Below are 11,439 nucleotides of genomic sequence, written 5' to 3'. Positions count from 1 at the left end.
ACTGAGAGTAAAACCCGTTTTTACGGGCGGCAATGTGACAACAGGGGGCAAGGGATGTTGCTAAAAAAACGCTATGGTCGTCAATTGTCAGCGCTGAGTTTGAGCCTGGCATTTGCATTTGCTCCACTGTTTAATGCCCAGGCCGAAGAGCCTGAAATCGTACCCACAGACAGTTCTGCGACGATGGGGGAGCTGTCGTCTGCGCTTACCCAGAGCGATGGTCAGTCCGCGACGGTCGCGAAAATGGCCGGGGAACAGCCGCTGGCTGCCGGCGCCGCAGAAAAAAGTCGCGCCGCGATAACGGCACAGCTGCCGGCCGGCTATCAGCCCGTGTTTATGAACCCGCTGGTGTCGCTCTATGCGGCCAGAGATATGAAGCCGATGTGGGAGAACCGCGGGGCGGTTCAGGCTTTCCAGCAGCAGCTGGCTGAGGTCGCCATCGCCGGTTTTCAGCCGCAATTTACCACCTGGGTAAGTCTGCTGACCGATCCGGCGGTAAGCGGTATGGCTCGCGACATCGTGCTCTCCGACGCCATGATGGGATACCTGCATTTTATCAGCGGTATTCCGGTGCAGGGGAACCGTTGGCTGTACGGAACGAAGCCGTACACCATGGCGACCCCGCCGCTGTCGGTGATTAACCAGTGGCAGTTGGCGCTGGATAATGGCTCTCTGGTGCCGTTTATTGGCGGACTGGCGCCGAAGCATCCGCAGTATGAGGCGATGCATCGGGCGCTGCTGGCGCTGGTGGCCGATTCCCGTCCGTGGCCGCAGCTGACCAGCAACGCGTCGCTACGTCCAGGAGAGTGGAGTAACGACATTGGCGCGCTGCGCGAAATTTTACAGCGCAACGGTATGCTTGATGATTCCGCGAAAATTACTCTGCCGGGGGATGTTGTCAGTCCATCTGCCGGGAAGAAGAGTAAAACCGCGGCGCGCGGCGTCTACGATCGCCAGCTTGTTGAGGGCGTTAAGCGCTTCCAGGCCTGGCAGGGGCTGGGCGCCGATGGCGTGATTGGTCAATCCACCCGTGACTGGCTCAACGTTTCCGCGGCCCAGCGCGCCGGCGTGCTGGCGCTGAACATTCAGCGCTTGCGTCTGCTGCCGGGAAAACTGTCTACCGGCATCATGGTCAATATTCCGGCCTTCTCGCTGGTCTATTACCAGGATGGCAGCCAGGTGCTGGCATCGCGAGTGATTGTCGGGCGGCCGGATCGTAAAACGCCGATGATGAGCAGCGCGCTAAACAACGTGGTGGTTAACCCGCCGTGGAACGTACCGCCAACGCTGGCGCGCAAAGATATCCTGCCGAAGGTGCGTAACGATCCGGGCTATCTTGAGCAGCATGGTTACACCGTGATGCGCGGCTGGAACAGCAAAGAGGCTATCGACCCGTATCGGGTTGACTGGTCGACGATCACCGAAAACAATCTGCCGTTCCGTTTTCAGCAGGCGCCTGGCGCGCGTAACTCATTGGGGCGCTATAAGTTTAATATGCCCAGCTCCGATGCTATCTATCTGCACGATACGCCGAACCACAATCTGTTCCAGAAAGACGTGCGGGCCTTAAGCTCCGGCTGCGTGCGGGTCAACAAAGCCTCGGAGCTGGCGAATATGCTGCTGCAGGATGCCGGCTGGAACGACACGCGGATTTCCGATGCGCTCAAGCAGGGCGATACCCGCTATGTCAATATCCGCCAGAATATCCCGGTCAATCTCTATTACTTGACCGCCTTCGTCGATGCGGACGGCCGCATGCAATATCGCACAGATATTTACAATTACGATCTCACCGCGCGATCTGGCGCACAAATTCTGGCGAAAGCAGAACAATTAATCAGGTAAATGAAGTAGTTCAACGAATTTCGTTGTCCTAACTCTCAGTGAAAACAGGCCCTGTTCCTCTACAGGGCCCGTATTTACTGGGGTTAGGCTACCTTGACGTTGGCAATAATGCCCGGTAAGGTGCCTTTCGTGCGCCAGAAGTGCATATATTCGATTCATTTACTTGTAGACCTGATTATCATGGACAAATTTGACGCTAATCGCCGCAAATTGCTGGCGTTAGGTGGGGCTGCGCTCGGTGCTGCCGCCATTCTGCCTGCGCCGGCATTTGCTACCCTCTCGACCCCCCGACCGCGTATTCTGACGTTGAATAACCTGCATACTGGTGAATCACTCAAGGCGGAGTTTTTCGATGGCAGAGGCTATATTCAGGATGAATTAGCAAGGCTTAACCATTTTTTCCGTGATTTTCGCGCGAATAAAATTAAGCCAATCGATCCGAGTTTGTTTGATCAACTCTATCGTCTGCAGGGATTACTTGGTACCAATAAACCTGTTCAGCTTATCTCAGGCTATCGTTCCCTTGATACCAATGACGAGCTCCGTGCACGAAGCCGTGGTGTGGCGAAACATAGCTATCACACCAAGGGACAGGCAATGGATTTCCACATAGAAGGCATTTCGTTAAGCAATGTTCGCAAAGCGGCGTTATCTATGGGTGCAGGTGGTGTAGGATACTACCCACGTAGCAACTTTGTGCATATTGATACCGGTCCGGTCAGGCACTGGTAACGAAAGGAGCATCATGAACTATCGTATTATTCCGGTTACCGCGTTCGCTCAGAACTGTTCTTTAATCTGGTGCGAGCAAACCCGGCTCGCCGCGTTGGTCGATCCCGGCGGTGACGCTGAGCGAATCAAACAGGAAGTTGCGGCAGCAGGCGTCAGCCTGATGCAGATTTTGCTCACCCACGGTCATCTCGATCACGTTGGTGCGGCGGCCGAACTGGCACAACACTATGGCGTGCCGATTATCGGACCGGAAAAAGAAGATGAGTTCTGGCTGGAAGGTCTGCCGGCGCAAAGCCGGATGTTTGGTCTGGAGGATTGCCAGCCCTTGCAGCCGGACCGCTGGCTCAATGAAGGCGACGTCGTCAGCGTGGGGAACATTTCTCTGCAGGTGCTGCACTGTCCCGGGCATACGCCAGGACACGTGGTCTTTTTTGATGATGCTTCCCGGCTGCTGATTTCCGGCGATGTGATTTTTAAAGGTGGCGTTGGGCGCAGCGATTTCCCGCGCGGCGATCACGGTCAGCTGATTGATGCGATTAAACGTAAGTTATTGCCTTTGGGTGATGACGTGACGTTTATTCCCGGTCACGGGCCGATGTCGACGCTGGGCTATGAGCGTCTGCACAATCCTTTCCTGCAGGATGAAATGCCCGTCTGGTAATCACCGTGACGGGATATAAAAAAGGCCGCGGAAGCGGCCTTTTTTTGTCGGCTGCGAGATTACAGCACGGCGACAATCGCTTCACACAGGGGCGCCATATTATCTGGCGTCATGCCCGCAACGTTAATACGTCCGGAAGCCACGGCGTAAACCGCGAACTCTTCACGCAGACGCAGCACCTGCTCTTTGGTCAGGCCGCTGAACGAGAACATGCCGTTTTGCTTGATGATGAAAGAGAAGTCGCGGCTGGCCCCTTTTTCCTGCAGGGTATTGACGAACAGCAGACGCATACGCTGAATACGCTGGCGCATATCGGTCAGCTCTTGTTCCCAGATAGCACGCAGTGCATCGTTGCTGAGAATCGTCGCCACCACCGACGCACCGTGCGCAGGCGGGTTGGAGTAGTTCGCACGAATCGCCGACTTCATCTGAGTGAAGGCGCGGTCAACGGTTTCGGCATCTGCCGCAACCAGCGTGCAGGCACCCACGCGTTCGTTGTACAGGCCAAAGTTCTTCGAGTAGGAGCTCGCAACCAGCAGCTCTTTATGCAGCGCAACGAACGCGCGCAGACCTTCGGCATCTTCTTCCAGACCACGGGCAAAGCCCTGGTAGGCGAAGTCGAACAGCGGCAGCCAGCCTTTTTCAACGGACAGCTGCGCCAGCTGCTGCCACTGCTCCAGCGTAGGATCGATACCGGTTGGGTTATGGCAGCAGCCATGGAACAGAACCACGTCACCCGCCTGGGCTTCATTGAGGCTTGCCAGCATACCGTCGAAGTCGAGGGTATGGTTGGCCGCATCGTAATAGGCATATTCGCGAACTTCCAGACCTGCGGAATTAAAGACGCTTTTGTGGTTCGGCCAGCTCGGGTTGCTTACCCAGACGCGTTTTACTGCGGTGTTCTTCGCCAGGAAGTCAGCGGCAACGCGCAGGGCGCCGGTGCCGCCAGGGGTTTGGGCGGTACGTGCGCGCTTATCGCTGATGATGGCGCTTCCTTTACCGAACAGCAGTTCCTGGGTGCAGCGACCAAATTCCGCAATACCGTCGATACCCAGATAGTTTTTTGTGGTTTCATTTTCCAGCAGATACTGTTCTGCTTTTTTAACGCTGGTCAGGACCGGGGTTTTACCCGTTTCATCTTTGTAAACACCAATCCCGAGGTTAATTTTAGTCGGGCGGTCATCGGCACGAAACAGATCGGCCAGTCCTAAAATGGGGTCGGCAGGGGCGGCAGTAATGTTCTCAAACATGACGAGGTTCCATTGTGATTACTGAGGGGATTTCGCTATCAGGGTAACGGGAGATTTACAAATTGCCAACCGTTTGCGACAAAAAGCGAGAAGGTTTTCGAAAGTTACGATCTTTATCTTAGTAATGTAGAAAAGCAGGACCGAAGTCCTGCTTTTTAGGCATATCACGAAGGGGTGTACTGATTAGAACTGGTAAACGATACCGACTGCAGCCTGGTCATCGGTGGCCACTTTAGCAGTTTCGGTATAGCTGTTGTCGTCCAGCAGGTTGAATTTGTATGCTGCATAGACGTTCATGTTCTTGTTGAAGTAGTACCAGGTACCCACTTCGATGTATTTAACCAGGTCAGCATCGCCGCCGGAGAAACCGGTACGGCCCTGCAGGTTTTTACCTTTAGTCTGAACGTAGCCGATGGAAGGACGCAGACCGAAGTCGAACTGATACTGAGCAACGGCTTCGAAGTTCTGAGTTTTGCCAGCGAAGTAGTTCGCCTGGTTTTCCGGGGTCATGTTGTAGGTCTGAGAGTACATGACTGCTGCGTAGATGTTGTTGGCATCGTACTTAGCGGAGGTTGCCCATGCTTCAGCTTTGTCGCCGTTACCGTCAGCTTTCTGTGCGACGCTACGGTTAGAAGAGGCGTAACCTGCAGACAGCGCGACACCGTTGTCAAATGCATAGGTCGCAGAGGTGCTGACGCCGTCGCCGTTTTGTTTCTGGATAGCACGGCTGCTGTCGTTTTTACCCTGGTACTGCAGCGCGAAGCTCAGACCGTCAACCAGACCAAAGAAGTCAGAGTTACGGTAGGTCGCTACGCCGTTGGTACGACCGGTCATGAAGTTGTCGGTGTAGTTCCAGCCGTCGCCGCCCCACTCAACCAGCATATCGGTTGCGGATTCAACGTCGTAGATAGCACCGTAGTTACGGCCGTAGTCGAATGAACCGTATTCACCCGCTTTCAGACCCGCGAAGGCCAGACGAGTTTTGGTACCCTGGGAACCTTCAACGTTGGACGCATCCATGTTGTATTCCCACTGGCCGTAACCGGTCAGCTGATCGTTGATCTGGGTTTCGCCTTTCAGGCCGATACGTGCATAGGTGGTGTCGCTGCTGTTGGTGTCACCATTGGTGGTCCAGACGTGCTCACCAACCATTTTCCCGTAGAAGTCCAGTTTGTTGCCGTTTTTGTTATAGATTTCTGCAGCGTTAGCTGCGCCGGCTACCAGCAGGGCAGGGATTACCACTGCCAGAATATTGCGCTTCATCATTATTTATTACCCTCATTAATATTTTTTATATGAACACTTGCCACTGCCGCCAATAAATTCCGTCAATAAAAATTTACAGAACTATTGATGATAGTTTGGTGTCTGAAGGCATCTTTCCATCCGCGCCAGCGTTTCGCTAGCCGGAAAATGCTACCAATGTCGCATATGAGTAACAATAAGAAAAAGTATGTAACTAAATGTGTATTTTCTGGAACTTTGTGAACTCAATCAAAATTCCGTTCCACTTTGCTCGTAAAACAAACAGACTATATATATCTATATGAATTAATTATGATTAATTTAGATAAAGACCCATTTGTGCATTTTATGTCTGCATTTCGCTTTTTTTTCGCTCAGCATTTGTCTTTACATCTTGTGCTGCGCGAGGTTAAAAAATGAACAAAATTATCAGGCATTTCGTCGATGAATGAACATAAGGTGCGGTTTGCGGGATGAGAAGAAGTCGTAATAGTGAGTAACATAAATGTGAACTGGAAGGGTTGATGTTTAAATTTCTTGATATTCATTAACAGAGCCTGACATAAAAAAAGGCCAGCTTACGCTGGCCTTCGGCAATGATAAGAAAAATTAATCAGAATGTGGCGTTGCGTGGAGTCCGCGGGAACGGGATCACATCACGCACGTTTTGTACGCCGGTGACATAGGCGATCAGACGCTCAAAGCCCAGGCCAAAGCCGGAGTGCGGTACGGTGCCGTAACGACGCAGGTCGCGGTACCACCAGTAGTCTTCTTTATTAAGACCCATCTCCGCCATACGCGCGTCAAGCACATCCAGGCGCTCTTCACGCTGGGAACCCCCGATGATTTCACCGATGCCAGGCGCCAGAACGTCCATGGCGGCGACGGTTTTACCGTCTTCATTAAGGCGCATATAGAACGCCTTAATGTCTTTCGGATAGTTTTTCACGACGACCGGCGCTTTGAAGTGTTCTTCAGCCAGGTAGCGCTCGTGCTCGGAAGAGAGGTCCACGCCCCAGTAAACCGGGTTTTCAAACTGCTTACCGCAGTTTTCCAGAATGGTGACGGCGTCGGTGTAATCGACCTGAGCGAAGTCGGCATCAATAAAGCGCTCCAGACGGGAAACGGCTTCTTTGTCCACGCGCTCGGCAAAGAACTTCATATCGTCCGCGCGTTCTTCCAGTACCGCCTTGAAGACGTATTTCAGCATGGCTTCCGCCAGGCCTGCGACGTCGTTCAGGTTGGCAAACGCGACTTCCGGTTCCAGCATCCAGAACTCCGCGAGGTGGCGGCTGGTGTTGGAGTTTTCGGCGCGGAAGGTTGGGCCAAAGGTGTAGATTTTAGACAGCGCACAGGCATAGGTCTCACCGTTCAACTGGCCGGATACGGTCAGGAACGACTCTTTACCAAAGAAGTCTTTATCGAAATCTACTTTGCCCTGATCGTTACGCGGCAAGTTTTCCAGATCCAGCGTAGAGACACGGAACATTTCACCCGCGCCCTCGGTATCGGAGGCGGTAATCAGCGGCGTGGAAACCCAGAAGAAGCCCTGCTCATCAAAGAAGCGATGCAGCGCTTGTGCCAGGGTATGACGCACGCGGGCGACCGCGCCAATCAGGTTGGTACGCGGACGCAGGTGCGCAACTTCACGCAGATACTCGATGCTGTGACGCTTAGCGGCCATCGGATAGGTATCCGGATCTTCTACCCAACCTGTCACTTCAACGTGGCTGGCCTGGATTTCAAAACTTTGACCCTGGCCTTGAGATGCCACGATTTTACCCGTAATGACGACTGAGCAGCCGGTGGTCAGGCGCAGCACTTCCTGATTGTAATTGGGCAGAGAATTATTAATAACGGCCTGTACAGGATCAAAGCAGGAACCGTCATAGACGGCCAGGAAGGAAAAGCCAGCTTTTGAATCTCGTCGGGTACGTACCCATCCGCGCACGGTGACTTCGCTGTCAACGGCAACACGGCCCTGGAGTACGTCGGCTACAGGCACAACGCTCATAATAGTCTCTCTATTCGTAGTCCAATAAAAAAATCTGTTTCCCCCGATAATGGGGGATATCTATGTTACCTGTCATCTTCCATCAGACAAGCAGATTTCGCACCATCAAGGGGAGTTTTCGGAAATAAATAAAGAACAAGGAGCCAGAGCGGCTCCTTGCGATGATGAATGTGGTGATTAACTGGCCTTTTTCACCGGCGGAAGGTCAAAGGCTTTACGCAGTGCCCGGACAAACGCCTTGTCGTGGCAGATAGTTTTCCCCGGGCTGTCGGAGAGTTTCGCGACCGGCTTACCGTTACATTCCACCAGCTTTATCACGATGTTTAGCGGTTTAACCTGTGGAATGTCGCAGGTTAAACGCGTACCAATGCCGAAGCTCAGATTGACCCGCGAAGAGAAGTGGCGATAGAGATCGACGGCTTTTGCCAGATCGAGGTTATCGGAAAAGACCAGCACTTTACTCATGGGGTCGATCCCCAGCTTCTGGTAATGCGCGATGGCTTTTTCGCCCCACTCGACAGGGTCGCCGGAATCGTGGCGCAGCCCCTGGTAGCGGCTGGCAAACTCCGGGCCGAAATCGCGCAGGAAAGCGTCCATGGTAATGCAGTCGGTGAGGGCGATGCCGAGTTTGTCAGGATACTCTTCCAGCCAGGCTGCCAGCGCCGCGCGCTGGCTGTTGGCTAAACTGGGGCTGATTTGCTGATGCGCCTGGAACCATTCATGCGCCTGAGTGCCCATTGGCGTCAGATGAAGACGGCGAGCCAGATCGTAGTTGCTGGTACCGATAAACCACGGCTCCTGCTGCAGACGTTCGACGATGGCCTGCTGCACTTCACGCGAGAAGCGACGGCGGGTGCCGAAGTCCATCAGACGGAAGTGGCTGAGATCGAGGTCGGCGGTGAGTTGCGCAAAATCAGCCAGCTTGTGTTCGAGGGTTTCCAGCGCTAAATCGACGCTGATTTCCGGCGAGCGATAATGATGGACCAGCTCGCTAATCACCGCCAGCAGCGGAACTTCCCACATGATGACTTCACGCCATGGACCGGACAGGCGAATATTCAGCTTGCCGTTTTCATTGTTGACGGTGACCTGGCCCGGGTCATAACGGAAGTCGCGTAGCCAGTCGAGATAATCCTGGGAAAAGAACGGCAGGGTAGACAACCAGTGATATTCATCGTCCTGCAGCTTCAGGTCGCGCATGGTTTCAACCTGCTCGCGAATTGCGTCGGCGTAGATCCCGAGCAGATCGTCCCCGCGGCAGCGGAACTCCGCCGCAACGTGTACATCGCCGTAGCGGTGGAAGACAGCCTGCTGCATGTGCAGCTTGTAGGCGTCCGTATCGAGCAGCGAGTGCAGTACAGGAGAAGTGAATTGTGTCATGGTGCGCAGTAGCGTCCTCTCACTGGAGCGTTTCCATCAAAAACCGAAGCAGAAAAAAGGAGGCGGAGTATACCTTTATTACCCGACTCTGTCCCGCAGTGACGGTCGATGGCGACGCTGACGGTCATTTGCGAGGCCTAGTTTAATATATTGAACAGGGATCACACCACAAGCTTTGCACCGGGTCGAGCGCATTTCGTGCCTCTTGTGTTATCAATATGTAGCATGGCTACATGTAACATAATGATATATCTATATATTAGCCATTCAATGCAATGTCATGGGGCAGGGATGGGGCAAAATCAGATAGTTTTTGGTTCAAAAGCGCCACCTGCTCCGTGTTTTTTTCCGCCATCCATTTTCCATAAACCTTGTAAACCATCTGTGCATCGGCATGCCCCATTTGCGTTGCGATAAAGTTCGGGTTTGCTCCGGCTGACAGAGACCAGCAAGCATAAGTGTGCCTCGTCTGATAAGCGTTCCGGTGTCGAAGGCCGGCGCGCTTAATATGAGCATCCCAAATTTTCTTTATCGACCCGACTGCATAATGGTCTCCTGCAAGGTAGTTTCGCCCGGTTAGTCGCGGATCAAACACAAACGTACATTCGTGCTTTTCCTTTCTCCCATACTCCCGTAGGTTTACTTCTACTTCATGCTGCTTACCAAACCTTGTCATCTCTGCCTGGCTGCGCAGTGCTTCTATTGCTGGTTCAATGAGGAAAACAACCCTGTTCGTTCCAGCTTTAGTTTTTGGCATGGTAAATTCATTTGTAGGCGTAAAGTTCCTCCGGATCATCATCGTTCCCGCTTTCAGGTCGATATCCTCCCAGGCCAGTGAAACCAACTCCCCATGACGAATGCCGGTGTATACTGCCAGGGCCCAGATGTTCCTGATCTGAGTGTGCTTGCAGCTATCAAGAAGCCTCAGAAACTCATCTCTCGAAAGAGGGTCAGGATCTGGGCGACTTCTTGTCAAAGCTGATATACCGTTAAACGGGTTTTCTGCCGTGTACCCACTCGCTACAGCAAAACTGAACATTCCTGAAATAGTGGTCATATAGTTGTTAACAGTGGGTACCGTTCTTCCCTTTGATGGTTTATGCCCTTTTTTAGGCACCTTCCACCCGGTCAGAAGCTCCTTTCTTATCAGCAGCAAATCCTCTCTGTTAACTGAGGAAATGAACCTGTCCCCGCCGATCCGTGGCACCATGTTTTTTACAATGGACTCATAGCCAACAAATCCGTTGCTGCTCATCTCAATCCGCTTGAGCTCAAGCCATTTCTCAGCAATTTCCTTTACTGTTATTTCCTTTTTCTCAACTCCAAATTTTTTCAGGTTAAGAGATTCAGGAAACTGGCTGGCATAGTTGAAGGTACCCATTTTGATTGCGAAACATACTGAGCTTCTTAGCTCGCCAGCCGTCTTTCTGTTTTTTGGTGTATCAGGAACGCCAAGGTTTTCTCTGACCCTGACGCCCTGATAAATGAACCATATGCGAAGCGATCCGCCATGATTCTCAACGCCAGTTGGATATGACGATTTGGCCATTCTTCCTCCCTAGCGCCCAAGAGCATGTTAAGAATATCGCTTTCAGCATGAATGAGCACCTGGCTGTTTCGACGACTGGCGCTCTATCCACTGATTTATCGCTTCCAGGTTATACATACATTGGCTGTTCGGGTTTGGATCGCCATCAGGTGATACATGCATATATTCTCGGCCAACGAACCAGGAGTTCTTTCTGGCTCTTTCAATTGTTCCAGAACGAAGACCGGTAATTTCTGTGAGTTTTTTTTCTGTAACCCACTTGTTGGGCACCAGTTGAATTACGTCGCTCATATAACCTCCTGAATCAGGCTGCACGCTGGGCGCGCAGCTTCTTAATGTGCTCGCTCTGCTCCAGATCTGCCTTTATCTGCTGGGCCTCTTCGTGAGAGAGCGGTTCGAAATCATTGTTAAAGCGATCAATGCTTGCCGTGTTAATCCGGCCCTGGCGCCAGTAGCGAACCGTCTTCTCGTCGCTGCCGGCGATAATTACCGGCCATCCGTGGCTGTCGGCGTAAACCTGTCCGCGCTGTATCAGTTTGAACATCACGGCCTCCGGTGCTTACCGCGTAATTCCTCTTCCTCCTGACAGTCAGCACAGCGCTGACATCCAGCCACCAGTTCCCGGCGCCGCGCCGGTATCTCATCGCCGCACTCCACACAATGAGTTGCCGATACTGCGTTATGGTTGATGCGGCACTTTGCAATGGCGGCTTCTCGCTGAAGCTCGGCCAGCTCGTTGGCCTGATCGATGATTTCTGGCATA

General features: G+C 52.8%; 11 protein-coding genes. 3 read left to right on the top strand and 8 right to left on the bottom strand.

Annotation, left to right across the window (positions count from 1 at the left end; genetic code table 11):
• Positions 1 to 54: 54 nt before the first annotated feature.
• From ldtD to AC007G_RS00360, 3 genes are all read left to right on the top strand, one after another.
• Positions 55 to 1,845 carry a L,D-transpeptidase gene (gene ldtD, locus AC007G_RS00370; protein WP_131064315.1) on the top strand — a complete coding sequence of 597 codons (1,791 nt, stop codon included), beginning with the start codon at positions 55 to 57 and terminating at the stop codon, positions 1,843 to 1,845.
• A 180-nt stretch (positions 1,846 to 2,025) separates the two neighbouring features.
• Positions 2,026 to 2,577, top strand: coding sequence for a peptidoglycan L,D-endopeptidase MepK (gene mepK, locus AC007G_RS00365; protein ID WP_015584788.1), 552 nt, complete (start codon positions 2,026 to 2,028; stop codon positions 2,575 to 2,577).
• Positions 2,578 to 2,590: 13 nt separating this feature from the next.
• Positions 2,591 to 3,238 (top strand): MBL fold metallo-hydrolase, encoded by a 648-nt coding sequence (locus tag AC007G_RS00360; RefSeq protein ID WP_032688580.1) that lies wholly within the window; start codon positions 2,591 to 2,593, stop codon positions 3,236 to 3,238.
• A 59-nt stretch (positions 3,239 to 3,297) separates the two neighbouring features.
• On the opposite strand, the gene aspC is transcribed toward AC007G_RS00360, so the two are convergent.
• The 8 genes from aspC to AC007G_RS00320 form a co-directional block, all read right to left on the bottom strand.
• Positions 3,298 to 4,488, bottom strand: coding sequence for an aspartate transaminase (gene aspC, locus AC007G_RS00355; RefSeq protein WP_032695670.1), 1,191 nt, complete (start codon positions 4,486 to 4,488; stop codon positions 3,298 to 3,300).
• 183 nt (positions 4,489 to 4,671) lie between these two features.
• Complete coding sequence (locus tag AC007G_RS00350) at positions 4,672 to 5,754, bottom strand: porin (RefSeq protein ID WP_032688579.1); 1,083 nt, start codon at positions 5,752 to 5,754, stop codon at positions 4,672 to 4,674.
• Positions 5,755 to 6,346: 592 nt separating this feature from the next.
• Positions 6,347 to 7,747 (bottom strand): asparagine--tRNA ligase, encoded by a 1,401-nt coding sequence (asnS, locus tag AC007G_RS00345; protein WP_004860113.1) that lies wholly within the window; start codon positions 7,745 to 7,747, stop codon positions 6,347 to 6,349.
• Between the two features lie 177 nt (positions 7,748 to 7,924).
• On the bottom strand, positions 7,925 to 9,127 hold the full coding sequence (gene pncB / locus AC007G_RS00340; RefSeq protein ID WP_032688578.1) for a nicotinate phosphoribosyltransferase: 1,203 nt from the start codon (positions 9,125 to 9,127) through the stop codon (positions 7,925 to 7,927).
• A 259-nt stretch (positions 9,128 to 9,386) separates the two neighbouring features.
• Positions 9,387 to 10,676: a tyrosine-type recombinase/integrase gene (locus AC007G_RS00335; protein WP_047684446.1), complete on the bottom strand. Its 1,290-nt coding sequence runs from the start codon at positions 10,674 to 10,676 to the stop codon at positions 9,387 to 9,389.
• A 42-nt stretch (positions 10,677 to 10,718) separates the two neighbouring features.
• On the bottom strand, positions 10,719 to 10,967 hold the full coding sequence (locus tag AC007G_RS00330; RefSeq protein WP_015584784.1) for an excisionase family protein: 249 nt from the start codon (positions 10,965 to 10,967) through the stop codon (positions 10,719 to 10,721).
• A gap of 13 nt (positions 10,968 to 10,980) precedes the next feature.
• On the bottom strand, positions 10,981 to 11,220 hold the full coding sequence (locus AC007G_RS00325) for a DUF4222 domain-containing protein (protein ID WP_479466525.1): 240 nt from the start codon (positions 11,218 to 11,220) through the stop codon (positions 10,981 to 10,983).
• Entirely contained in the window at positions 11,220 to 11,438 is a 219-nt protein-coding gene (locus AC007G_RS00320) for a TraR/DksA family transcriptional regulator (protein ID WP_064357416.1), read from the bottom strand. The genes AC007G_RS00325 and AC007G_RS00320 overlap by 1 nt, the downstream gene beginning before the upstream one ends.
• Position 11,439 lies beyond the last annotated feature (1 nt).

It is taken from the genome of Klebsiella sp. CSG-1, assembly GCF_056521145.1.
Note: the sequence above shows the minus strand (reverse complement) of the source record. Positions and strands in the feature narration are given on the sequence as shown.

Coding starts and splice junctions, on each gene's coding strand:
- AC007G_RS00350 (WP_032688579.1), bottom strand. CDS start 5,754: ATGATGAAGCGCAATATTCTGGCAGTGGTAATCCCTGCCCTGCTGGTA.
- AC007G_RS00330 (WP_015584784.1), bottom strand. CDS start 10,967: ATGAGCGACGTAATTCAACTGGTGCCCAACAAGTGGGTTACAGAAAAA.
- AC007G_RS00335 (WP_047684446.1), bottom strand. CDS start 10,676: ATGGCCAAATCGTCATATCCAACTGGCGTTGAGAATCATGGCGGATCG.
- AC007G_RS00325 (WP_479466525.1), bottom strand. CDS start 11,220: ATGTTCAAACTGATACAGCGCGGACAGGTTTACGCCGACAGCCACGGA.
- mepK (WP_015584788.1), top strand. CDS start 2,026: ATGGACAAATTTGACGCTAATCGCCGCAAATTGCTGGCGTTAGGTGGG.
- pncB (WP_032688578.1), bottom strand. CDS start 9,127: ATGACACAATTCACTTCTCCTGTACTGCACTCGCTGCTCGATACGGAC.
- asnS (WP_004860113.1), bottom strand. CDS start 7,747: ATGAGCGTTGTGCCTGTAGCCGACGTACTCCAGGGCCGTGTTGCCGTT.
- aspC (WP_032695670.1), bottom strand. CDS start 4,488: ATGTTTGAGAACATTACTGCCGCCCCTGCCGACCCCATTTTAGGACTG.
- AC007G_RS00320 (WP_064357416.1), bottom strand. CDS start 11,438: ATGCCAGAAATCATCGATCAGGCCAACGAGCTGGCCGAGCTTCAGCGA.
- ldtD (WP_131064315.1), top strand. CDS start 55: ATGTTGCTAAAAAAACGCTATGGTCGTCAATTGTCAGCGCTGAGTTTG.
- AC007G_RS00360 (WP_032688580.1), top strand. CDS start 2,591: ATGAACTATCGTATTATTCCGGTTACCGCGTTCGCTCAGAACTGTTCT.